This window comes from Rothia sp. HMSC076D04 (assembly GCF_001814645.1).
GTDB classification, from domain to species: domain Bacteria; phylum Actinomycetota; class Actinomycetes; order Actinomycetales; family Micrococcaceae; genus Rothia; species Rothia mucilaginosa.
Window position 1 is genome coordinate 357,137 of record NZ_KV817370.1, and the last position, 23,492, is coordinate 380,628.

Here is a 23,492-nt window from a genome sequence, read left to right on the forward strand (position 1 = left end):
CACACCCTGAACCAAAGGAGTTCCAGTGGAAACTTATACCGCTGTAACCAATGCAGTGGGAGGTAGCCTCGGCCTCAGCGCGCTCGTGGCAACCATTCCCCTCCTCACCTTCTTTGTGATGCTACTGGGCGTTAAGGCACGCGCTCACTGGTCCGCACTCGTGGCACTGGCAGCATCCATCCTCGTAGCAGCGCTGGGCTTCCACATGCCCGCTGACCTCGCCGGCCTGAGCGCCGTCCGCGGCGCCATCTACGGCCTGGTCATCTGCTGGGTGATTCTGGGCGCCATCTGGTTCTACCAGATCACCGTTCTCTCCGGTCGATTCGAAGACCTGCGCCGCGTCTTCGACCGCCTCGGCGGCGGCGACCTGCGCATCCAGGCTATCCTCATCGCATTCTGCTTCGGTGGTCTGCTCGAGGCACTGGCTGGCTTCGGCGCTCCCGTTGCAATTACCGCAACCATGATTCTGGCACTGGGCGTCAAGCCCCTCAAGGCTGCTATCACCGTTCTGCTCGCTAACACCGCACCCGTGGCATTCGGCGCGGTTGCTGTCCCGATTACCACCGCAGGTGAAGTCGGCGGCAAGGACCCACACGTTATCGCAACCATCGTTGGTCACCAGGCTCCGTTCCTGGCAATGCTCGTTCCGCTCATCCTGCTCGTCATCCTCGACGGCATGAAGGGCCTGAAGGACGCTTGGCTGCCCGCACTGGTCATCGGCGTTTCCTTCGCTATCGCACAGTGGGTCACCGCCGCTACCCCCGCATACAACCTGACCGACGTTGTTGCCTGCATCGTCTCCATGGGCGTTGCCGTGATCTTCCTGCAGTTCTGGAAGCCGCGCGGCGTCGCAGGCGTTCGTGAACGCTACGGTCTGCCCGCACAGGCTGAAGAGAAGGAAGCTCTGCCCGCCGTTCGCGTCTGGATGGCACTGCTGCCCTACGTCATCGTCGTTGCAATCTTCGGTGTTGCTAACCTGCACGCTGGCCTGAAGGCATGGCTGAAGAGCTTCGTCATCAAGATTGATATCCAGGCTCTGAGCTCCCGCCTCGTCACCGCTGACGGCAAGCCCGTCAAGGACGCTGTCTACAACTTCGCGTGGATGTCCAACCCCGGCACCCTGCTGATCATTTCCGGTCTGGTTGTTGCTGTGGTCTACTTCTTCTTCAACGAGAAGGGCCGCTACGCCTTCAAGTTCCCGGCAATCTTCACCGAGTTCGGTTCCGTTGTCTACCGCATGCGCTGGTCCATCCTGACCATTGCTTCGGTTCTGGCACTGGCATACGTCATGAACTTCTCCGGTCAGACCATTGCTATGGGTACCTTCCTGGCAGGCCTGGGCACCGTCTACGCGTTCCTCGCACCGGCTCTGGGCTGGATCGGTACCGCTGTGACCGGTTCGGACACCAGCGCGAACGCACTGTTCTCCAAGCTGCAGGTGTCTGCTGCTGAGAACCTGCAGCACGCAGGTATCCACGGCGCAACCCCCGAGCTCATGCTGGCTGCTAACACCACCGGTGGTGTGGTCGGTAAGATGATCTCCCCGCAGTCGCTGGCTATTGCTGCTACCTCCGTGGACATGGAAGGCAAGGAATCCGACATCCTCAAGGCTGTCCTCCCCTGGTCCTTCGCTATGCTCCTGTTCGTCTGCGTCCTGGTCTTCCTGCAGACCAACGTGCTGTCCTTCATGATTCCCTAATCTGAAGCTCAGGTTTTAGAGAGTTCCTGAAGCATCCGCTTCACGAACAGTAGGACATTCGCCCCGGTTTGACCGGAGGCCACAGCGGGGCGGCGTACCTTTCCGGTATCGCCGCCCCGCTTTTTATGCCCCTTATGACTCGATAGGTTGCCCCAATAGTTTGGGAGAACATGCTGAGTCGAGACTTCTTTTCGTTATCCGCCTCGTTATCAGGAGAGAGTATGCCTCGTTCTTTTGACGACACCCAGCCTGCAGAGGCGCCCCCTGTGGTTGAGCGTCAGCCGATTCTGGCGGACCGCAGCTACAGCATCATCCTGGAGACCTTTGAGCGGCGCCTGCGCCTGGGTGAGTTGCGTGTGGGCGATAAGCTCCCCTCTGAGCGTGAGCTGGCGGCACGGCACGGTATTTCCCGCCCCTCGGTCCGTGAGGGGTTGAGGGTTTTGAACGCACTGGGTCTGATTCGTTCCAGCACGGGTTCGGGACCGAAGTCGGGCGCGATTATCATTTCTGAGCCTTCGGATGCGCTCAGCTGGGCGCTGCGCATGCACATTGCGACCCGTAGCCTGCCGGTGAAGGACGTTGTCTCAACCCGTCTGCTACTGGAGGGCCCTGCGGCGCGTGCGGCAGCTGCCGCGCCGGACACCCCGGAGCGTGCGGCGGCGCTGGAGCGGGCGCGCGTGCATCTGGCGGAGATGGATGAGCAGATCAGCGATGAGCGCTTCCATTTCTGCGATACGCGTTTTCACTATGAGCTGTCGAAGCTCGGCGGCAATATTGTGCTTGATACGGTGATTGACTCTCTGCACATGGCGACGATGAGTTATGTGCAGGAGGCGGTTCCTTTCCTGAAGGATTGGGAGGCGGTCAAGCGCACGTTGCAGCAGCAGCATTACGGCATTATTGAGGCGATTGCCTCTCACGATGAGCAGGCAGCCTATGAGCGGGTGTGCGAGCACATTACGTGGTTTTATTCGCTGTCTGACCGTGCTGCGGAGGAGCGGGCGCGGCAGCATCCGGCGCGGGATATTCTGCACGAGGATTTGTGCCACGAAGGTGTGCACGATGAAGACGTTCACGCCGGCTAGGCTTCGCCCCTCAACCTCATAAACCCACATAGCTAAAGGGCGGTGCCCCGGAAGAATGACCTTCCGGGGCACCGCCCTTATTCGCTGGGCAGTTATTGCAGGAGCTCAAGCGGCTGAACCTTCGTTGCCGCGTAAGCGGGCAATGCACCCGCAACGATGCCCACAGCCAAGCCGAGGAAAGGAATCCCTAGGATAAGGGGCGGCAGAGATAGCGCCCATCCGTTGAGAAGGCACACAACCCAGGAACCGAGAATACCGAGGATGAAGCCTCCAAGAGCGCCCAGGGCCCCGAGGAGAGCCGCCTCCGCAAGGAAGCTGACCGCCACATCTCGCCGTCCCAACCCTAATGCACGGTTAATGCCGATTTCCCTGCGGCGTTCCCAGACCGAAATCTGCATGGTCATCACAATGCCGAAGCTTGTCGAGACGATAAGAACCACCAGAATAATGGTCGTAAGAGCTCGGCTATCCTTCGTCAAGGAAGCACGAAGAGTCACCGGTGAAGGCGGAATCTCAATATTTGTATCAACGGGGGCGCGCTGCGGATCGAGTACCTGCTTAAGCTGTTCCGCGACCGTATCTGCACTTCCTGGATTCACGATGACGTCCATACCGCGTTGCAGGGTGTGGGCTTGCGGCAAGAAAGTGGAGGTGGTCGGCAGAATAAGAGCGCTACTGAGAGCAGCGTTTTTGCCGCCGTCACGGATAATGCCGAGTACGTAGGCTCGCATTCCGTTGACCTCAATCATGTTCCGCCCGGGCTCAGTGCTGACCCCTAGCTCTTTCGCGAGGGCAACACCCAGATAGACGGTAGGCTCACCGAGGCGTTCGCGGGCAGGTTCCGAGAAATGTCCCTCAACAATGTGCGCACCTCGTGCTTTCAAACCTGATTCTGAAACGATTGCGAGGGGTGTCTGTTGGCCTTCTTGCCCCGGCCTGTTGACCTGCGGACGCGTTGTCTGCGTATCGACGGTGACTGTACCGGCAGCTTTGACCTCTGGAACTTGGTTAACGCGCCAGAGCAGTTCATCCTCCGGTATATCCCAGGTCTGCGGCTGGAGGCGCACACCGAGCCGGGTGGAATCGTAACTGACCAGCTGCGAGCTCGTGTTGAGTGCTGACGACTCGCTGACGCCCACCAGCATGATGATGGTGGTTGTTCCCGCGAGCATCGCCAGTACCGTGAGCAGGTTGCGGCGCCAACGGCGAACAACTGCAAGGAGAGCGTAGTGAAGGTTGTTCCTTAGCATCTATCCTCCCCTGACAACGGGTTCTATGAGCGTTTGGTGGGCAAGCTCTTCGGGACGAGTGAGTTCGGGGCTAACGAGCATCCCATCGACCATGTGTAGTTGCCGGTCGCAGCGAGCCGCGATATCGGGTTCATGGGTGATGATGACCAGGCTTTGCTTCTCCGCACGGCCGGCGAGGAGCAGATCCAACACCTTGTGAGAGTTTTCAGTGTCGAGGTTTCCTGTAGGCTCATCGCACAGTAGGATACGCGGGGCGCAGGCTAACGCGCGTGCGACCGCGACTCGTTGCTGTTCACCACCGGACATATTGCGTGGAAGAACCTCCAAACGGTGCCCCAAACCCACCTGTTCGAGTGCCTGCAACGCACGCTGATGTGCCTGACGGCCCGGTACGCCGCGCATCCGGAGGGTATGGGCAATGTTCTCGGTGGCGTTCAGATGAGCGATAAGGTGGTACGCCTGAAAGACAAAAGCGATGTGCTCACGGCGTGCTACAGTTCGCTCGGCGTCGCTGGCGGTGCCCATGTTTTGGCCCAATATTTTCAGCTCACCTTCAGAGGGCTGATCGAGTAGCCCGATGATAGAGAGGAGCGTAGATTTTCCGCTTCCGGAGGCGCCGGTAATGGCCACCGATTCGCCTTCATGAATGCTGAGGGTCGCGTTTTTTAGTGCCCAGGTGGAGGGCGGGAAGAAACGCGCAATATTGTGGCACTCGATATTAGGTTTTGTGGCGGTAGCGCTCGTGGGGAGGGCACGTTCTGTCTCGTGATGAGGCATTTTAGCGCTCCTTCAGCTTCACGACGGTACCTGCCTTGAGTTCTGCAGCGGGGTTGACGAGCTCGCAGATTCCGGCGGAGCACACGCCAAGGGTGACGGGAACGCTCTGACCGTTATCCAGGGTGATGGAGTGCGTTCCGTTTTCTTCGGTTTTGACGGCGGCTTCAAGCACTGCGAGGGCGTTTTCAGCGCCTCGGTTGAGAGTGACGGTTGCTTGAAAACGTGTTGATGCCGTCGTGTTTTCCGGCAAGTCGATTGTGATGGGGTAGCGTTTCCGTGCGGTAGCTCCCTGCGCGGAGGTATCGCTGTTAGGTCGCGCGCTATTCTGCGCACCGTTGGAGGCACCTGCGTTAGCGCCGCCGTCAGCGTTAGTTGAGCCTTCGGGTGTGAGGGCCGCGCCCAGAGTGCCTTCGAGCGGACTTCCGTTATCGGTAAGAATCTGGACTTTCTGTCCCTCAGCGAGTTCATTGCTGAGAGCGCTACCGTCCGCGGAGAGTACCAGACGGTATCCACCCGCGGATAGGGTGCACAGCGCCGGAGTTGAGGTTTGGCCTTTGGCGCCGCAGCTGTTGTCTACGGTGTATTCATTGCCGTCAGCGAAGAGGTATTCAGAGAGCGGCAGTGCGGTGCTGTAGCGTCCTTCTTCGGTTCGGTCAGTATCCCCGGGAGGGTAGTAGCCACGATCCAGGTAGAAACGGTAGACAGCGTTGGCGGTCGCTTCCCCGTAGTTTCCTTCCTCATCCCAGATACTGTAGCCGAGCGATTCTAGAGCTTCTTGGAGCTGTTTAACGTCATCGCCGCGTGCGCCTACGGCAAGGTCGCGGTAGGCGGGAATACTACCCTTGAACGCAATGATGGGACGCTCGTTGATAGTGGTGATAATTGAGCCGTTACTCAGCTGGGTACCTGCTTTAGCACCGTCCCTGGTCACCACTCCTTGAGGGGTTCCTACGGTGTAGCTTCGGGCGGGTGACACGCTGACTTCTCCCGAGTATGTGCGGGTAACAGTCTGCGTGCTGATGCGGGTTGTTAGTTGCGCGGCGCGGGACGGCTGCGCATTGGATTCAACATTGGTGCGTAGCCCCGTGTTGAGCGCGTAGATGGAGAACCCGCCGGTGATGACGAGCAGAATGACGAGCACCGGAACCAGGTAGGCGCGTATGGTTGCCGTCGTGGCGGCGCGGCGGGGGTTTTCTGAACTCTGCTGCGTGTTCATGGGTTCACCTTTCTGCGGTGAAATATGGGGCGGGACTAGAGGTAATTGCTGAGGGAAACAACGTGGCGGGGACTGAATAAAGGGCTGTATCCTCTGCTCTCATCCGCGGGTGAAAGCGGGTGAGAGCAGAGGACCGGTAGAAAATTCTCGCTAGAAAATGTCCAACAAGGAATCAGCGTTTACTATTTGCCGTTGACTAGAGTTGCGGCGCGCTCCTGTGCCTGACGCTCGATATCGCGTACTTCAAGGATGAGCGGCTCATGCTTATTGAGCCAGGTCGCCGCCTTTTCGTAGTAAATATTCTGCGCTTTAGTCAGGATTCCAGTGGACTTTTGGCAGTTGTAGTCAGCATGAGCTAGGGACTGCTCTTCCGCATTGGCGGCGGCATTGGCGGCCTTGTACTTACCCCAGGTTTTCTCTGCGTAGCTGGGAGCATCTCCGAAGTGCTGAATATCGGTGTATCCGCTTTCTTTCATGCAGGCACCGTAGGTGGTGTCATCGCGGTAGTATTTCCCCATTTCTTCTACCGCGTTGTTCTTCGAGCCGCCCGTGATGAGCTCGTTAATGAAGTTAGTGTACTTGAGGTAGTTTTCTGCTGAGCCAAAGACAGCCTCTGCCGCACGTCCGATGCAAGAATCTGTTGCCATACCGACCTGGGCACCGTTACTCATCGTGATGGTGACGGTCTTGCTGTCTGCGGCTTGGGGGTCACCTTGGAACGCTTTCCGGTATGCCGGGTTTTCCATCGCAGGTGCATTGCTGGAGCTAGCGTTGTCCTGCCGGGTGGACAAGTACCCTTGGGTGGCCGCTTCTTCGTTGGGGAGGTGGGCGCCACTCATCGCAAGTTCATGGATGGAGGTACCGTAAATAATGTTCTGGCTACCGGAGTAGGTGAAGGACTTCTCGCTCATGCACTTTTTGACTTCGTTGACGAGGGCCACGTTAATGTCCGGGGAGGGATTCTCGTAGCTTGCCAGGACATTACGAATGTCCTGCTTAACTTCAACAGTGGTGGAGCAACTCGATACGCCCAGACAACAGGCAATACCGATAAGGGCGAGGGATGCGAAGGGCTTCTTTGCCATGGACTTCACCTTTCTCAACAGTAAGGAACAGGGAGGGTAGGAGCCTATGAGTAGGCTCCCACCCTCTGACAGATGTAGTGCCCTATTACCAGGAAACTACAAAATCAGTAGTGTCATTGACGTTATCACCAACATAGTAAAGCACCTGTCCTGCGCCAAGACGGAAGGTATCATTGTTGCCCCACCAATTAGTGTTAACACCCTTCAGACGGCCACCGGTCCAGTTAGCTGCTGATGAAAGCATATTGTCGGGGACATCGATGAAATTGCTGAAACCAGAACGAGCCAGTTCACCCTTGAGACCAACATGGTCGTATGCGTGAAAATCAGCGTGAGCAGCGGGCAGAGCTGCCCCAACCGACAAAGCGGCAGCAACGCCGATTGCGGACACCGCACGGACAAAAGTAGAACGCGACATAGCGAATCTCCTTATTGCTTAGGTAGGAGTCTGAAATTACTGACCCCCATGAGTGGATATACCATCTTGTCGACATATAACTATTTACATCGATTCACCGCATAAAGGGGATCATGCAACTTGCATATGTGACTTATTGCGTTTTATATAAAAAACGCAACTTGTTAGACGGTAAAAGAATCATAGCAAGGCTCTATATTTAGATGCAATGAAAATCTGCATCGCCTAGCAGTGATTTAAATCACATGTATATATGGTTGTTCGTACCGTATTAAGATAAATCCAGGAAAATTTAGTCTTCTAAAGGCACTCCCGATGAATACACACAACAAAGACAAGCGCAACGGCTAAGCTTCGCCCCTCAACCCCATAACCCCACATAGCTAAGGGCGGTGCCCCGGAAGAATGACCTTCCGGGGCACCGCCCTTTAGCTATCGCAAAGACTTATTCGGCCTGAAATATTGAGTTTAGAACTTCGTGCCGGTCAGACGCTCATACGCCTCAACGTAACGAGCACGAGTCTTCTCCACAACCTCCTCAGGCAGGTGCGGCACGTTATCCGAACCGTCCCAACCCGACTCCGGCGAACGCAGCCAGTCACGCACATACTGCTTATCGAAGCTCGGCTGCGCATGACCAGGCTCGTACTGCTGAGCATCCCAGAAACGCGAAGAGTCCGGAGTCAAAACCTCATCACCCAGGGTAATCTCACCGCGGTACGAATCAGTACCGAACTCCATTTTGGTATCCGCCAGAATAATGCCCTGCTCACGAGCAATCTTCTCCGCAGTGGTGTAAAGGCTCAGGCTCAGCTCCTCCAGGCGCTCACCCACCGGCTGGCCAACCTCAGCGTACAGCTCCTCACGGGTCACCAGCTCATCATGCTCACCCACCTCAGCCTTACCGGTCGGAGTAAAAATCGGGGTGTCCAGGCGGGAACCATCCACCAGACCCGCAGGCAGCTTCACACCAGCAATCTCACCGGTCTCGTTATACGCCGCCAGGCCCGAACCGGTCAGGTAACCGCGCACAATGCACTCCACCGGGAACATGTTCAGGGAGCGGCAAATCATCGCGCGACCAGCCACAACATCCGGAACGTCAGTGGACAGCACGTGGTTCGGAACCTGCTTAAGCTGCTCAAACCACCACAGGGACATCTGAGTCAGAATCTTGCCCTTATCCGGGATCTCGGTGGGCAGAATACGGTCAAACGCGCTAATACGGTCCGAGGCAACAACCATGACCGAACCGGCACGCAGCTCAGCGTCATCATTGACGGTCAAGCCGGTAGCGTCAAAACGTTCCTCATTCGGAACGTACAGGTCGCGGACCTTACCGGAATAAATGTGAGTCCAGCCCGGGATTTCCACGGGGTTAGAACGAGAAGTCATGAGAATTTCTCCTGATGAGGTGGTGTGATGTGGATGCAAAAAGTCTGTGTAATTACAATACCGCGACAGGCACGGCTCCCGATAGTGCCAATCAGTCATCAATACGGCACAATCTTGAGAACCCAACCTACCCCGGTCGCCGCCGACAGCACCCCGAGCCGAGGAAATGAACCCGGGAAAAGCTGAGGCTGCGAGGGATAAAGAAGCGAGTGGCAAAGAAGCGACCGGCTCCCCCACCCTCAAGCGGGGAAGCCGGTCACCTTAGGTTTTAGCCGCGCGGAGCGGGAATGTGGATGCGGTTCTCCACAGCCTTCAGCGCAATATCGGTGCGGTACTGCGCGCCAGCCCAGGAGATAGCGCGAACGCCCTCGTAGGCGGCGTCGCGGGCGGCGCCCAGGTTCTCACCGAGCGCCACGACGGCCAGCACGCGGCCGCCGGCGGTGTGGATTTCCTCGCCGGAAACCACGGTGCCCGCGTGAATCACGTGCACGCCCTCCAGCGCGTTTGCCTCATCCAGACCGGAGATGACGTCACCCTTGCGGGGAGTGTCCGGGTAGTTCTCGGCAGCCATAACCACGTCAACCGCGGTGCGGGGATCCCAATCCAGCTCGGTACCCTCAGAAATTTCACCGCGAGCAGCCGCGCGCAGCAGCTGACCCAGCGGGGTGCGCAGACGCGCCAGAACCGCCTGGGTTTCCGGGTCACCAAAGCGCGCGTTGAACTCGATAACGCGCACGCCGCGGCTGGTCACAGCCAGACCGCAGAAGAGCACGCCCACGAACGGGGTGCCGCGCTCAGCCATACGAGCCACGGTCGGGCGGGCAACCTTCTCCACGATCTCCTGCACGAAGCCCTCGGGCAACCAGGGAAGCGGGGTGTAGGCGCCCATACCACCGGTGTTCGGGCCCTCGTCGTTGTCGAAAATGCGCTTGAAGTCCTGAGCCGGGGACAGCGGCAGAACGTTCTTGCCGTCAGAGATGACGAAGAGGGACACCTCGGGGCCGTCCAGGAACTCTTCGATGACCACGGTGCCGCCGGCGTTGAAGCAAGCCTGAGCGTGCTCCAGTGCCGCGGCGCGGTCCTCGGTCACCACAACACCCTTACCTGCAGCCAGGCCGTCGTCCTTCACCACGTAGGGCGCACCGAACTCGTCCAGTGCAGCCTGCGCCTCAGCGGCGTTCGATGCCACGTAGGCGCGGGCGGTCGGTACGGAAGCCTCTTCCATGACCTGCTTAGCGAACGCCTTGGAACCTTCCAGCTGTGCGGCAGCTGCGGAGGGGCCGAAAACGTCAAAGCTCGCCTCACGCAGTGCATCGGAGACACCTGCGACCAGGGGCGCCTCCGGGCCGATAACGACCAGGTCGGCGTTCAGTTCGCGTGCCAGGGCGGTTGCCTGGGCGGGATCATTCGCATCAATTGCGTGGACGGGAACATCCTGGGCAATGCCGGCGTTGCCGGGGGCGCTGTGCACCTCGGTTACCTCAGGGTCGCGCAGAAGCGCTCGAATAATTGCGTGTTCGCGGCCGCCGGGGCCCAGTACCAAAACCTTCATAGTATTTAGGGTACCCGGTACCCTCTCAAAAATGTGAGCTGAGCACACTAAAAATGCGGCCCTTCTCATGTAGCGGCACATTCGCAAGAATGCACGCTAGAGAAGAGCCGCACTGCTCGGCAACCGAAGCTACCGAATCAAGCTAAAAGCACTAGATGAGGGCAGTAATGGCAGCCAGGCCACCGAAAAGAATACCGGGAGCGTTCGCAATGATAATCGGAACATCCTTCTTGGGGCGCCACAGGCCGTACAGCAACCAGAGAGTGCAGTTCACAGCAGCAACCAGAGGCTGGATCCAGTCACCCTTGTGACCGTTCAAGTTACCGATAATCTGCGGGAAGTAGAACACGTACATGAGCACTGCAGTCACAGAAGCAACGCGAGCCAGGATGGGGAAGAACTTTGCGTGGAATTCAGAATCCACGCCCACGCCACCCTTGTGGGAGACGTTCTGTGCGGAGGTGTTTGCGGAGGTGTTGTTCTGCTCTGCCATGGATGTACTCCTTTACATGGTTTGCCGCTCACCAATCAAGAGTGAGTTGAGGGGTGAGGGGCGTTAAGGATGCATATTCGTACCGGGTCGCACCTAGCTATTTATTCCTAGGTTTGTGGTCGACCCCTAAGGACTGCATCAATTTCCTACTGGATACATTACGCCCGTTCTCAGATCGCATAGTGGGGCGCGCCGGAGATGATGAGATTTTGAGTAGATACACTCATAGCTCATCGATTGACGGGGGTGGGGATTTGCTCATCTGCCGCTGCCTTGGTCATCGCCGTATTCGTGAGGCGGTACGTCGAGGCTCCGGAATGGTTCATCGGAGCATCGATCGTGGTCGGTCCTATGCGGTGCTGGGTTTTTCGGTTCGTGCGGGCTGTGCCTCGCTCACGTACCTTAGCCTGTTGCGCTTGAGCACACTTCAATTGTAAATATGAGTTACTCATAAATTCAACCCGGAATGAACGTGAACCTCTTCACACGCCACTCCCTATATATTGTCTCCGCCCCATGCCAGCCTCCAGACCACCCAACACATAAATAGGGCGATGCAATACGCCCCGTTTAAACTAGAAGAATGACCAACAGCACCACCTCACAGGCCACCACTCACACCACCCAGCAGAGTAGCGCCTTCGACGTAGAACTCGCGCAGCTCACCCGCAATAACCTCGTGGAGGCACGCCACCGCGGCCGCCTCATTCTGCTCAGCCCCGACGGCGAAATTCAGCTTGCCCTCGGCGATATTCACGAGCCCTTCTACCTGCGCTCCGCCGCCAAGCCGCTACAGGCCATCGGCTCCATGAAGGCGGGCGCACCCCTACGCGGCTCCCAGGTCGCCATCGCCTGCGGCTCGCACAGCGGGACCTTCGAGCAGATGCGCGCCGTGCAGGACGTACTCACCCAGGGCAGCACCGAAACCAACCCGCTCACCCCCGCAAACCTGGCGCTCAAGCCCGCGCTCCCCTCCGATAAGCAGGCACGCCAGGCAATGATTCAGGCAAACCTGGCGCACACTCCCCTAGCGCACCCCTGCTCCGGCAAGCACGCCGCATTCCTGTGGGCGTGCACCGCCAAGCTCGAGCGCGGCGACCTGGAAGAGGGCTCGCAGAACTGGACCCTGCACAACTACCTCGACCCCAACCACCCGCTGCAGCAGGTCATCACCGAAGAGATTGAGGCGTTCACCGGCGAACCGGTAGCCGCCATCGGCGTGGACGGTTGCGGCGCGCCCGTGCACGCGGTTTCCCTGCTGGGTGCCGCACGCGCCTACTCGGCCCTCGGTGCGGCAATCCGTAATCTCGGGGCGGATGCGCGCGCCTCCACGGTCGCCACCGCCATGGTGGACTACCCCGAGCTGATTCAGGCACCCGGCTACCCCGACACCGTACTCAGCGAAGAGCTGGATGCCATCGTCAAGAGCGGCGCGGAGGGCGTGCTCTGCATCGGCCTGCGTTCGGGCGCGTCCGTGGTGGTGAAGATGAGCGACGGTTCGCACCGCGCCATGTACGCCGTAGCGCTGCGTGCACTGGTTGCTGGCGGATACCTGAGCGCCGAGGAATGCGAGCGCCTGCTCGTGCTGGTGGTTCGCCCCGTGACCGGCGGATACGCGGACGGCAAGCCGGTTGAGGTCGGCGAGCTGCGCGTTCATGATGATCTCTTCGCGGACGGGGAGCTCTCCACTGAAGCCCCGGAGGAAAAGTAGCCGTGACGATTCGACGCAAAACCAGCGAAGAAGCGGGCATGGCGGCAGTACGTGAGGTGCGTGCGCTCTTCGCTTCCTTTGATTCCGAGCCTTCCGAAACCGTTCCCGTACCCGCTGAACTAAAACGGGCATTCGCCGCGCTCCCCCGTTCCGTGCGCGCTACTTTCGTGCGTTTCACCCTTGAAGAGCTGGCAACCCTCGCCCCCGGCAATAGCGTGGAGGTGCGCGTACCCCCGCTGGGCGTGACCCAGTGCGTGGCGGGCCCCCGCCACACGCGAGGCACCCCGCCCTCGGTCGTGGAGACCTCACCCGCGGTTTGGGCGGCACTCGTGCTGGGTGCGTGTTCGTGGGAGCAGGCGGTTGCCACCGGGGTACTCGACGCCTCCGGCGAGCGTAGCGACCTCTCTACCCTGCTGCCGCTCTTTTAAGTACTACTTAAGACCCCAAGTTTTCGCGGCTTCTGTAGCCTTCTGCCGCCAGAAGCCGCTAATAGCCGTCCATACTGAGGTATTTAGCGTATCCTTCACCACGTCTAGACTGAAACCCGGTACACTTTTAAGGGTCTGGTGTATGCTACCGCACACACAGGCAGGTGCGAGTACAGAAACACACATCCGTCTTGCGCCCGCGCAGACGCATCCGCAGTCCCATCGTCGAAAAGACAGTGAATTGATTCGCCCCGACGGAAAACTCACTCACGACCTCGATCCGATTGACCACGGCCCCAAGGACGCCTGCGGCGTCTTCGGCGTCTGGGCACCCGGCGAGGACGTGGCAAAGCTAACCTACTACGGCCTGTACGCACTCCAGCACCGCGGCCAGGAATCAGCAGGTATCGCAACCAGCAACGGCAAACGTATCCACGTGTACAAAGATATGGGACTCGTCTCCCAGGTCTTTGACGAAGCCACCCTCAGCTCCATGCCCGGCGACCACGCTATCGGCCACGCCCGATACTCCACCACCGGCGCATCCCACTGGGCTAACGCACAGCCCACCCTCGGTACCACCCCGCACGGCACGCTCTGCCTGGCGCACAACGGTAACCTCACCAACTCGGCTGACCTTTACGACCGAGTGATTGCTAAGAACGGCGGCAAGCCTCCCAAGCACGGCGAGCTCGCCCAGGGCAACACCACCGACACCGCGCTCGTCACCGCCCTGCTGGCGGAGCACGACTTCGATTCCCTCGAAGAAGCAGCGCTCGACCTGCTGCCCACCCTGCGCGGTGCTTTCTGCCTCACCTTCATGGATGAGCACACCCTCTACGCCGCACGCGACCCGCAGGGCGTTCGCCCCCTCGTGCTCGGTCGCCTGGAGCGCGGCTGGGTTGTCGCCTCCGAAACCGCGGCACTCGATATTGTCGGCGCGTCCTTCGTGCGCGAAGTTGAGCCCGGCGAATTCATCACTATCGACGAGAACGGCCTGCGTTCCCAGCGCTTCGCTGAGGCAAAGCCTGCCGGCTGCGTCTTCGAGTACGTTTACCTCGCGCGCCCGGACACCACCATCTCCGGCCGTAGCGTCTACGAATCCCGCGTAGAAATGGGCCGTCAGCTCGCCCGCGAACACGCTGTTGAAGCTGACCTGGTCATGCCTACCCCCGAATCCGGTGTTCCCGCCGCGATTGGTTACGCCGAAGAGTCAGGCATTCCTTACGGTAACGGCCTGGTCAAGAACGCTTACGTGGGTCGAACCTTCATTCAGCCCTCGCAGACCATCCGCCAGCTGGGTATTCGACTCAAGTTGAACCCGCTGAAGTCCGTGGTGGCGGGTAAGCGCCTCGTCGTGATTGACGACTCCATTGTTCGCGGTAACACCCAGCGCGCCCTCGTGCGTATGCTCCGCGAAGCCGGCGCGAAGGAAGTGCACGTTCGTATTTCCTCCCCGCCCGTGAAGTGGCCCTGCTTCTACGGTATTGACTTCGCTTCCCGCGCAGAGCTGATTGCGAACGGCCTGTCCGTGGACGAAATCGCTTCCTCCCTGGGTGCCGATTCCCTCGGCTTCATCTCCCAGGACGGCATGATGGCAGCCACCGAGCAGCCCGCCGAAAACATGTGTACCGCATGCTTCACCGGCGAATACCCGATTGAGCTGCCCAGCGAGGAACGACGCGGCAAGTCCCTCTTCGATTCCGAAGAGAAGGGCAAGGGCGGCCCCCTCGCCGGCAAGGCGGCAGAGGTGACCGTGGAACGCCCCGTCCCCTCCAAGCCCGAGCACGCCGAGGCTGTCTCCATCGAAACCCGCGAAGGCACCGAAACTCTCGAGACGAAGTTCGACGCCTCCGCAGTACAGATTGCTGCAGACGACGCCGGCATGGGCATGTGCAACCCCGGCCCCGACGCCGACCTCGAAGCACTGCTCACCGAGCAGGACCGCACCCCCGCAAACTCCTCCGCTACCACTACCCCGAAGGAATCCTAAATGAGCGAGAACACCACCACCGTAACCTACGCGAGCGCAGGCGTTGACGTAGAGGCTGGCGATCGCGCCGTTGAGCTGATGAAGGGCGCTATCAAGGCGACCCACAACTCCTCCGTCGTTGGTGGCGTGGGCGGCTTCGCGGGCCTGTACGACGTCTCCGAGCTGGTCAAGTACCGCAAGCCCTACCTGGCTACCTCCACCGACGGTGTGGGCACCAAGGTCGCTATCGCGCAGGCTCTGGATATTCACGACACCATCGGCTACGACCTGGTCGGCATGGTCGTGGACGACATCGTCGTGTGCGGCGCTAAGCCCCTGTTCATGACCGACTACATTGCCACCGGCAAGGTTGTTCCCGAGCGCATCGCTGACATCGTTCGCGGTATTGCTGGCGCATGTGCACAGGCTGGTACCGCCCTGGTTGGCGGCGAAACCGCTGAGCACCCCGGCCTGCTGGCTGAAGACGAGTACGACGTTGCGGGCGCAGCAACCGGCCTGGTTGAGGCTGATGAGCTGCTCGGCCCGGACCGCGTGCGCGAAGGCGACGTGCTGATTGCTATGGCGTCCTCCGGTATTCACTCCAACGGCTACTCCCTGGTCCGTAAGGTCCTGAACGTTGCCGGTTGGGGCCTGGAGCGTCAGGTGGACGAGCTGGGCCGCACCATCGGTGAGGAACTGCTCGAGCCCACCCGCGTGTACGCTGCGGACTGCCTGGACCTGGCGGCGGCATTCCCCGTCAACGGTGAAGACGGCACCACCGGTAGCGGTGTGCGCGGCTTCTCGCACGTGACCGGCGGCGGCCTGGCTGCTAACCTGGCTCGCGTTCTGCCTCAGGGCCTGGAGGGCCGCGTGGACCGCTCCACCTGGCAGATTCCCGCCATCTTCTCCCTGATTGGTTCGCTGGGCAACGTACCCCTGGCTGACCTGGAGCGCACCCTGAACCTGGGTGTGGGCATGATCGCTATCGTTGACCCCTCCGTGGCTGAGGCTGCTACCAAGCGCCTGAACGACCGCGGTATCCCCTCCTGGATTATGGGTGATGTTGTTGCCGCCGGTGAGCCCGAGGCTAACAACCCCGATTACGTTCAGGGCGCTAAGGGCGTGGACGGCGGCGCGGTTCGCCTGCTGGGCTCCTACGCTTCCTAAGGACGCTTTCTCCAGTAGGTAGCGAGCGCCAGCTTGCTGGTGCTGATGATTCTATAGACCGGGGCGGTCACCCATGCGGTGGCCGCCCCGGTCTGTGTGTGTCTACCGGCGGTGCGCGCTGTCCCGTGTGTTTGATGCCAGCTTTTTATTTATTTTCACGCGTATTTCAGGCTATTTTTATTTTTTGCTATCAACTGCATTTTTAATGCATTCTAGTGCTTACACCACAGTGTTAAAACATTTATTTTTCTCCCCGGCTCGCAAGAGGCACCGCATAGCCCACATCGCATACCCTAACCCTCAAGCTTTACCTACATAAACTCTCAACTATTGGGCACTATTCAGCCTCCACAGGTTGATTTTCTGCACATTAACCCGCGAAAAGTACCTCAAAAATCCCTCAAGCTCACCCTGAGGTGATACCTTAGAAACGTACGTTGCACACCGTCCAAAAAGAGTTCTTTCGGTACGAAAAAGGGTCAAAGAAACGCTATTCCCTCACCCCATTCATTACTTCAGCGCGCCCAAAAAGGCCTCTTTTACTGCCCCGTAAAAACCCTATACGCACCTCGCGCACCTACAGACGGAAACACCAGTACACATCACACAGTCCGCATACCACCTACATCAGGAGAACCAGATGAGGCTTCCATACATCGGCGCGCAGCGCACCGAAACACCTCCTCGCCCCTGCACCCGCCGCAAGCGCCCCGCACGCGCAGCCATGAGCCTGCTCGCCGCCGGCGCAATCCTCTTCGGAGGCGACCTGCCCGCCGTCCTCGCGCAGGCACCCAGCGACGAAGCCATCCTGGCAGCAGCTCAGGCGGCACCCCAGATTGAAGGCCCCGTCAGCCCCCTCACCCTCACACGCAACGGCGTAGCACGCCCCACCACCCCCACCGCGGCGGCACCCGGCACGCTCCCCCAGCAGAACTTCGACCGATTCATCGTCACCTACACCCAGGAAGCCAAGCAGCGCAAAATGCTGCGCGACGGCGAGTGGGACGCAGTCCGCGGCATTGTTGACGACATCATGGACACCGTCGATGTCGTCAGCGAAGCACTGAACGTCGACACCAAGTTCCTGCACAACACCTCCACCGATGACGCCGTCATCCAGACCTCCAAAACCCTCAACAAAAACGAGGCGAAGGAGTTCATGGCGAAGGTTGCCTCCGACCCGGATGTAGCCTCCGTCGAGCCCGACTACATCAACTACCCCGCCGCAGAGGGCGACATCACCTTCCAGTACAACGACCCGCAGTACAGCAAGCAGTGGAACCTCACCAACCCCACCACCGGCGTTCAGAACACCGGTAACGCGCGCCTGCGCCGCGGCGCAAACGTGAAGGTCGCCGTACTCGATACCGGCTACGTGCCGCACCCCGATCTGGTTACCGGTATGGCGAACGGCTACGACTTCGTCAGCGACCCGCTCAGCGCCCGCGACGGCAACGGCCGCGATCCCAACCCCCTGGATGAAGGCGACTACGCACCCTACAACCTCTGCAAGGACCAGGCGAACGCCCACACCTCCACCTGGCACGGCACCCACGTGGCGGGCATTATCGGTGCCCGCGGTAACAACGGCATGGGCATCGTCGGCGTCGCCGACCTCGCCCGCGTGCAGCCCGTGCGCGTGCTGGGCCGCTGTGGTGGCCGCACCTCCGACATTGCCGACGCGATTATCTGGGCAGCCGGCGGACACGTTGACGGCGTGCCGGACAACACCTACCCCGCCAAGATCATCAACATGTCCATCGGCACCGTAACCCGGTGCCCCGCCGCCTACCAGCGCGCCATCGACATTGCACGCTCCAAGGGTGCACTCGTGGTCGCCGCGGCGGGTAACGGCAACACGGAAGCATCCAAGTACGCGCCCGCCAACTGCATGGGCGTCATCACGGTTGGCGCAACCACCAAGGAAGGCAAGCGAGCGTCGTTCTCCAACTACGGCACGAGGGTCAATATCTCCGCACCCGGTGAGAACATCCTCTCCCTGTCCGTGAACAGCCTCGACCGCCCGGATAACACCAAGTTCACCTACGTCTACGAGAGCGGCACCTCCATGGCGGCGCCGCACGTCTCCGCACTCCTGGCGCAGCAGCTGGTCAACGGCACCTCCATGACCACTCAGCAGGTCGAGAGAGCATTCACCCTCGCGGGAGGTAATCGCATCAAATGCGACAAGGTCTTCTGCAGCCGCGGCATTATCAACAGTTTCAACCTGGCGAAAAAGGCTGGAAACCTGGACGCGAACGGCAGGGTGACCTATCTGCGACCGCGCAAGATCATTTCTAAGGGCCTGAGCGCCGGAGCATCTAACACCAAGATTGCGGACGATACCGGTGAAGCTACAGAGGCAACTACTACCGCAACAGCGCAGGCGGCAGGAACCAACGGCGAGACCCTCACCGGCGACTACGACCGAATTCCCGGCGCACCCGCCATGGAAATCCCCGAAGACGCCCAGGTCCAAGACCTGAACGGTGACGCCGAGCCCGTCACCCAGGACGAGCCGCTGGTCACCAACCCCGCACAGAAGCCCCGCGAAGCAGACGATCAGCACTAAGCTACCCGTAGCGTAGACAGACCCGGTTCACGGGCATAGCGAAGCCCCCGATGAGAGAAATCATCGGGGGCTTTTCGTATCTAAAAAGAGTTTCGACTAGCGGTGATTACCGGAAGCGAAACCCAAGTAACCACTGCTCGGGTAGGTGTTCGCAGAAGAACCGTACCAGGAGCGGTAACGCGGAGTGTGACCGTGACGCGGACGCGACGGGTACGAGGGGCGAGTCACCGGGCGGGACGGGCGGGTCACCGGACGGTTAGTCTTCGGAGCCGGGGTCGCCTTAGGCGCGGGAGCCTGCTGACGCTTAGCGTCCTCTTCAGCCTTCTTGCGGGCCGCTTCCTCGGCCGCCTTCTTACGTGCGGCCTCCTCCTCAGCCTTCTTACGTGCCGCCTCAGCTGCGGCGGCATCCGCAGCCTCACGGTCGGAACGGACCTGCTGAACCGCGCGCGCCGCATTCACAATGCCGGAACCACACGCAGACTGGTCGCACTCAACACCCTGAGAGGTGGACTGCAGAACCTTCTTCGCCTGAGCGTAGGTCAGCTTCGGATCAACCGACTTCATGAGCGCCACAATACCGGCAACATGCGGTGCCGCCATGGAAGTGCCCTGGTACTCGGCGTAGTCAGCCTTACCGGGAGCGGTCTTGCCAGCGTTCAGGGTGGAGAGGATTCCGCCACCCCAGTAGCGGCGGTCGCCACCGGGGGCACTCACGTCCACGCGGGAGCCGTAGTTAGAGAAGTAGGAGCGCTTGCCGTTCTTATCGGTCGCGCCCACGGTGATGACGTCCTCGCAGTTGCCGGGGCTGGACTTCGACGCGTCAAAGTTATTGTTACCCGCAGCGACAACCACGCTGGAGCCGCGCTTATTCGCCTGGGCAATCGCCTGGCGGTACGGGGTGGTGCAGGTGCCCTCGCTACCGATGGACATGTTAATGACCTGGGCGGGGTTCTGGTTTGCGGGAACGCCGCGCACGCTACCACCGGCAGCCCAAATGATGCCATCGGTGATGTCCGAGTCGAAGCCACCGCAGGCGCCCAGAACGCGCACGGGCACGATCTTCGCTTCGGGTGCCACGCCGGCAATGCCCTCGTTGTTATTCGCGATAGCGGCAATAGTGCCCGCCACGTGGGTGCCGTGCCAGTCGGAGGCGGTCGCCTTCGAACCGGTGAAGCACTGGTTATCTACGGTCCAGTTGCCGGCGTCGGTCGGGTCGGAGTCGCGGCCGTCGCCGTCATTGGAGAACGCCGATTCGGCAATGAAGTCGTAGCCGGGCAGCACGTTAGCGTCCAGGTCCGGGTGGGCGGTAATGCCGGAGTCCAGCACCGCCACGGTCACGCCCTTGCCGCGGGTGGTGCCCCACGCCTCCAGCGCAGAGACGCCCTTCTCACCGGTGAGGGACCACATGCGGTTCATCTTCGGGTCGTTGATCTTGACGGTCTCCGAGGTGTTGTCCACGGTGGCGTAGCGGCGCATATCGGGCGACACGGAGGCGACCTTGGAGTTCGCGCTCAGGGCGTTCATGTACTGCTGCGCCTGCGCGGGGGTGAGCTCCGCGGAGGTGGTGACCACGCTGGCATCCAGCGCGGTGGAGCGGACGTAGCTGGTCTTAATGTTCAGCAGCTCGTCAATGCTCTGCACCTCGGAGCTGATGCCCGCGTAGAGTGCGTCGCTCCAGGTTGCCTGCTGGGTACCGGCGGCTGCGGACCAATCAATCTGGTCTGCGGTGGCGTCAGCGGAGGCGGCGTTCTTCGCTTCATCGGTGTAGGTGATGATGAAGCGGTTGTATGCCACGGGCGCGGACTGGGTGGTGTTAGAAGTCTGTGCCGCCGCAGAAGCCTGGGTTGCGTGGGTAGCCTGCGCGGTGGGTGCCGCCACGGCGGGGATCACGCTTGCCGAGAGCAGGCAGGTTGCGGTGACGAAGCTGAGCAGGGAACGCTGGGAGGCGCGTGCCTGCGAGGGGCGAGCAATGCGAAGCATGGACGTCCTTGAGGTGAGTGGTACCGGGTGCGCACGATGCGGCGTAGCGTTGCCGACTCGCGTTGAGGGCGCAGAGTGAGGTGTGTGCTCGGTACGAGTGAATATGGAAGAGTGAGATGTTAGCGCTGTGCGGTGTTTTCGTCGCACGTATCTGCTGGGTAGATGTCGTTGTGCGGGGTGGTTGATGCATGGCGCTGTAGTGCGTGGTGTCTGCGCTGTGGCCTGTGGGGCTACTGAGGGTAGCCCCACATTGTGCATGCACGGGTACGCACCGTGAGATACTCTAGCACCCTTTTGGGGTTACTTTATGAATAAAATAACCTTTGTGATGCAGGTCATTTTATGCATAGATGAGTAAAACTTAAATCACTACTTTAAGTCGCGAGAATATTCCGACTAGGCATTTCTTTATCTGCATTTACATGAAAGAAAAATCTCATTATTTACGCCACACTATCGAGTTTTAGCCCCGCCAAACATAGAAAAAGGTGCTAGGATAGCGATATCTCACCACATAAACTACTTCCGATGAACTCCCGCACGGGGGTTTAGAGAAAAATACACATCAATGCAGTGATGTGCATTTTCTTTTTCTATTCGCTCCTCACAAGCAAATATGCAAAAGAATGCAAATATTTTCTCGAAGGTGCATTTATGTGAGTGGATGACCAACCCACTTGCCGCTTCCGGCACTCACATACGCAAAGGACCCCGATGTCTTTTACCACTCACCCCTCAGCGCGCGGTGTCGCACGCACCGCGCTGAGCCTGGGCACCGCCGCAGCACTCGTCACGACCCTGGGCGCCCCCGCATCCTTCGCGGCACCCGCCAAGGCTAACGGAGCCGAGCGCGCCAAGGCGCACACCACCATTTCCTCCCTCAGCTCCGCACAGCAGAAGGCAGGCTTCAACCGATTCGTTATCACCTACACCGATAGCGCTCTGAACGCAGGTGGCATCAACTGGGCAAGCCCCGCAGGCACCCAGGTTGCCACCTGGAACGATGCCCTCTACCAGGGTCTCACCTCCGAGGTGAAGAGCGTCGATGACCTCTTCAAAATCAAGACCAGCTACGTACGCACCACCGCTCAGAAGGCAACCGTGGTGACTCTCTCCTCCAAGCTCACCGCGGAGCAGGCAGAGAAGTACATGGCGGCGCTGAGCTCTAACCCCTCCGTCGCGTCGGTTGAGCCCGACCTGCTGCGCCGCTCCAACGCACGCACCCGTACCGCCGCAAACTCCAAGGTCGCTCAGGTAGCCCAGGCTGCCCAGGCGTCGAACCAGGTTGTGGCGCCGAACGACACCCTCTACCCGCAGCAGTGGAACCTGCACGGCACCAAGGGTCTGGCTACCCCCGAAGCGTGGAAGACCACCCAGGGTGCCGGCGTGACCGTTGCTGTGATTGACTCCGGCATCGTCAAGCACCCCGACCTGGACGCTAACGTCCTGCCCGGCTACGACTTCATCACCGAGCCCTCCATTGCTCGTGACGGCAACGGCCGCGACTCCGACCCGACCGACCAGGGCAACTGGGAAGAAGCGGGCGTCTGCGGTGCTGATGCAGAGGCAAGCGAGTCGAACTGGCACGGCACCCACGTTGCCGGCTCCATCGCGGCGATTATGAACAATAAGCGCGGTATCGTCGGCGTGGCACCCTCCACCAAGATCCTGCCCGTGCGTGCCCTGGGCATGTGCGGCGGCTACGACTCCGACATTGCGGATGCAATGGTTTGGGCAGCCGGCGGCACCGTTGAAGGCGTTCCTGCGAACTCCAACCCCGCCAAGATCATTAACCTCTCCCTCGGCGGCGAAGGCACCTGCCCCGCAACCTACTCCAAGGCTATTACTGAAGTGAACAAGCGCGGCGCGATTCTCGTTGTCGCTGCTGGTAACGATGGTCAGGACACTTCCAAGGTCGCTCCGGCTAACTGCGGCGGTTCGATCGTGGTGGGCGCTACCGACCAGAACGGTAAGCGTAGCGACTTCTCCAACTACGGCAAGCTTGTTGATGTGAGCGCCCCCGGCAGTAGCATCATGTCCACCGTGGACCTGGGCACCACCGTTTCCAAGGGTGCGGGCTACACCGAGTACGACGGCACCTCCATGGCGGCACCCCAGGTTGCTGGCGTGATTGCTCTAATGAAGTCCGTGGATCCCTCGCTGAACGCTGAGCGTGCAAAGCAGATTCTGAAGCAGAGCTCCAAGCCACTCACCTGCGATGTGAACGCTTGCGGCTCCGGCATTGTGAACGCGGCGAGCGCGCTGGCTATGGTGCAGGGCAAGAAGGACCCGAACCCTGTTGCGAAGCCCTGGCCGAAGCGTGCACCCAAGCACCCGACCCGTGCGGCACGTGTTGGTTACGTGACCAACCCGGCTGTTAACCACAACCCGCCGTTCCTGATTACTGCTCACGGCCTGATTCCCGGCCAGTAATCGGCGCGTTATCCTTTAGAAGCCGGTGAGCCTATAGGCTTCTGAATGCCAATATGCACAAAAAGCCCCCGTTGAGTTTTGAACTGCCTCCCGTTTCTTGGACAACGAAAATAAAGTCCAAGAAACAGGAGGCTTTTCATGTCTATAAATCTGGGAATGAGACACGATCGTTTGCTTCGGAAACAGGCAGCGCAAATGTTTGAGAAGGGATTTGGCTATGGTGTAACCGCCAGCAGGCTTGGTGTGTCTGCCGCGACTG

At 59.9% G+C, this 23,492-nt stretch carries 17 protein-coding genes; 8 read left to right on the plus strand and 9 right to left on the minus strand.

What is annotated here, in order from left to right; translation table 11 throughout:
• Positions 1-25 precede the first annotated feature (25 nt).
• Both HMPREF2980_RS07675 and HMPREF2980_RS07680 read left to right on the plus strand, forming a co-directional pair.
• Positions 26-1,699 carry an L-lactate permease gene (locus HMPREF2980_RS07675; RefSeq protein WP_070677480.1) on the plus strand — a complete coding sequence of 558 codons (1,674 nt, stop codon included), beginning with the start codon at positions 26-28 and terminating at the stop codon, positions 1,697-1,699.
• A 221-nt stretch (positions 1,700-1,920) separates the two neighbouring features.
• Positions 1,921-2,784: a FadR/GntR family transcriptional regulator gene (locus HMPREF2980_RS07680; RefSeq protein WP_070633715.1), complete on the plus strand. Its 864-nt coding sequence runs from the start codon at positions 1,921-1,923 to the stop codon at positions 2,782-2,784.
• 92 nt (positions 2,785-2,876) lie between these two features.
• On the opposite strand, the gene HMPREF2980_RS07685 is transcribed toward HMPREF2980_RS07680, so the two are convergent.
• From HMPREF2980_RS07685 to HMPREF2980_RS07720, 8 genes are all read right to left on the minus strand, one after another.
• Complete coding sequence (locus HMPREF2980_RS07685) at positions 2,877-4,034, minus strand: ABC transporter permease (protein WP_070691153.1); 1,158 nt, start codon at positions 4,032-4,034, stop codon at positions 2,877-2,879.
• A complete protein-coding gene (locus HMPREF2980_RS07690; RefSeq protein ID WP_070691154.1) occupies positions 4,035-4,811 on the minus strand; it encodes an ABC transporter ATP-binding protein in 777 nt (258 codons plus the stop codon). It abuts the gene before it with no gap.
• A gap of 1 nt (position 4,812) precedes the next feature.
• Positions 4,813-6,027, minus strand: coding sequence for a peptidoglycan-binding domain-containing protein (locus HMPREF2980_RS07695; RefSeq protein WP_070691157.1), 1,215 nt, complete (start codon positions 6,025-6,027; stop codon positions 4,813-4,815).
• Between the two features lie 182 nt (positions 6,028-6,209).
• Positions 6,210-7,112, minus strand: coding sequence for an adenylate cyclase (locus HMPREF2980_RS07700; protein ID WP_070691161.1), 903 nt, complete (start codon positions 7,110-7,112; stop codon positions 6,210-6,212).
• Between the two features lie 85 nt (positions 7,113-7,197).
• Positions 7,198-7,530, minus strand: coding sequence for a hypothetical protein (locus HMPREF2980_RS07705; RefSeq protein ID WP_012902899.1), 333 nt, complete (start codon positions 7,528-7,530; stop codon positions 7,198-7,200).
• 468 nt (positions 7,531-7,998) lie between these two features.
• Entirely contained in the window at positions 7,999-8,925 is a 927-nt protein-coding gene (locus HMPREF2980_RS07710) for a phosphoribosylaminoimidazolesuccinocarboxamide synthase (RefSeq protein ID WP_070691164.1), read from the minus strand.
• 268 nt (positions 8,926-9,193) lie between these two features.
• Complete coding sequence (purD, locus tag HMPREF2980_RS07715) at positions 9,194-10,477, minus strand: phosphoribosylamine--glycine ligase (RefSeq protein ID WP_070691167.1); 1,284 nt, start codon at positions 10,475-10,477, stop codon at positions 9,194-9,196.
• Positions 10,478-10,628: 151 nt separating this feature from the next.
• Positions 10,629-10,970 carry a PQ-loop repeat-containing protein gene (locus HMPREF2980_RS07720; RefSeq protein ID WP_070691170.1) on the minus strand — a complete coding sequence of 114 codons (342 nt, stop codon included), beginning with the start codon at positions 10,968-10,970 and terminating at the stop codon, positions 10,629-10,631.
• 583 nt (positions 10,971-11,553) lie between these two features.
• Between HMPREF2980_RS07720 and HMPREF2980_RS07725 the strand changes: the two genes are divergently transcribed.
• From HMPREF2980_RS07725 to HMPREF2980_RS07745, 5 genes are all read left to right on the plus strand, one after another.
• Positions 11,554-12,681, plus strand: a complete 1,128-nt coding sequence (locus HMPREF2980_RS07725) for an asparaginase (RefSeq protein ID WP_070691172.1) — start codon at positions 11,554-11,556, stop codon at positions 12,679-12,681.
• A gap of 2 nt (positions 12,682-12,683) precedes the next feature.
• Positions 12,684-13,109: a sterol carrier family protein gene (locus tag HMPREF2980_RS07730; RefSeq protein ID WP_141755952.1), complete on the plus strand. Its 426-nt coding sequence runs from the start codon at positions 12,684-12,686 to the stop codon at positions 13,107-13,109.
• Positions 13,110-13,350: 241 nt separating this feature from the next.
• Positions 13,351-15,102 carry an amidophosphoribosyltransferase gene (gene purF / locus HMPREF2980_RS07735; protein ID WP_070691174.1) on the plus strand — a complete coding sequence of 584 codons (1,752 nt, stop codon included), beginning with the start codon at positions 13,351-13,353 and terminating at the stop codon, positions 15,100-15,102.
• The gene (purM, locus tag HMPREF2980_RS07740) at positions 15,103-16,248 is read left to right on the plus strand and encodes a phosphoribosylformylglycinamidine cyclo-ligase (protein ID WP_060824316.1); all 1,146 of its coding nucleotides are present in this window, start codon (positions 15,103-15,105) and stop codon (positions 16,246-16,248) included.
• A gap of 640 nt (positions 16,249-16,888) precedes the next feature.
• On the plus strand, positions 16,889-18,820 hold the full coding sequence (locus HMPREF2980_RS07745; protein ID WP_070691177.1) for a S8 family peptidase: 1,932 nt from the start codon (positions 16,889-16,891) through the stop codon (positions 18,818-18,820).
• A 96-nt stretch (positions 18,821-18,916) separates the two neighbouring features.
• On the opposite strand, the gene HMPREF2980_RS07750 is transcribed toward HMPREF2980_RS07745, so the two are convergent.
• Positions 18,917-20,800, minus strand: a complete 1,884-nt coding sequence (locus HMPREF2980_RS07750) for a S8 family peptidase (protein WP_070691179.1) — start codon at positions 20,798-20,800, stop codon at positions 18,917-18,919.
• Positions 20,801-21,514: 714 nt separating this feature from the next.
• On the opposite strand from HMPREF2980_RS07750, the gene HMPREF2980_RS07755 reads away from it, so the two are divergent.
• Positions 21,515-23,233, plus strand: a complete 1,719-nt coding sequence (locus HMPREF2980_RS07755) for a S8 family peptidase (RefSeq protein ID WP_070691181.1) — start codon at positions 21,515-21,517, stop codon at positions 23,231-23,233.
• Positions 23,234-23,492: the final 259 nt, after the last annotated feature.

Coding starts and splice junctions, on each gene's coding strand:
- HMPREF2980_RS07680 (WP_070633715.1), top strand. CDS start 1,921: ATGCCTCGTTCTTTTGACGACACCCAGCCTGCAGAGGCGCCCCCTGTG.
- HMPREF2980_RS07700 (WP_070691161.1), bottom strand. CDS start 7,112: ATGGCAAAGAAGCCCTTCGCATCCCTCGCCCTTATCGGTATTGCCTGT.
- HMPREF2980_RS07725 (WP_070691172.1), top strand. CDS start 11,554: ATGACCAACAGCACCACCTCACAGGCCACCACTCACACCACCCAGCAG.
- HMPREF2980_RS07695 (WP_070691157.1), bottom strand. CDS start 6,027: ATGAACACGCAGCAGAGTTCAGAAAACCCCCGCCGCGCCGCCACGACG.
- HMPREF2980_RS07685 (WP_070691153.1), bottom strand. CDS start 4,034: ATGCTAAGGAACAACCTTCACTACGCTCTCCTTGCAGTTGTTCGCCGT.
- HMPREF2980_RS07690 (WP_070691154.1), bottom strand. CDS start 4,811: ATGCCTCATCACGAGACAGAACGTGCCCTCCCCACGAGCGCTACCGCC.
- HMPREF2980_RS07745 (WP_070691177.1), top strand. CDS start 16,889: ATGAGGCTTCCATACATCGGCGCGCAGCGCACCGAAACACCTCCTCGC.
- HMPREF2980_RS07710 (WP_070691164.1), bottom strand. CDS start 8,925: ATGACTTCTCGTTCTAACCCCGTGGAAATCCCGGGCTGGACTCACATT.
- HMPREF2980_RS07750 (WP_070691179.1), bottom strand. CDS start 20,800: ATGCTTCGCATTGCTCGCCCCTCGCAGGCACGCGCCTCCCAGCGTTCC.
- purM (WP_060824316.1), top strand. CDS start 15,103: ATGAGCGAGAACACCACCACCGTAACCTACGCGAGCGCAGGCGTTGAC.
- purD (WP_070691167.1), bottom strand. CDS start 10,477: ATGAAGGTTTTGGTACTGGGCCCCGGCGGCCGCGAACACGCAATTATT.
- HMPREF2980_RS07705 (WP_012902899.1), bottom strand. CDS start 7,530: ATGTCGCGTTCTACTTTTGTCCGTGCGGTGTCCGCAATCGGCGTTGCT.
- HMPREF2980_RS07720 (WP_070691170.1), bottom strand. CDS start 10,970: ATGGCAGAGCAGAACAACACCTCCGCAAACACCTCCGCACAGAACGTC.
- HMPREF2980_RS07755 (WP_070691181.1), top strand. CDS start 21,515: ATGTCTTTTACCACTCACCCCTCAGCGCGCGGTGTCGCACGCACCGCG.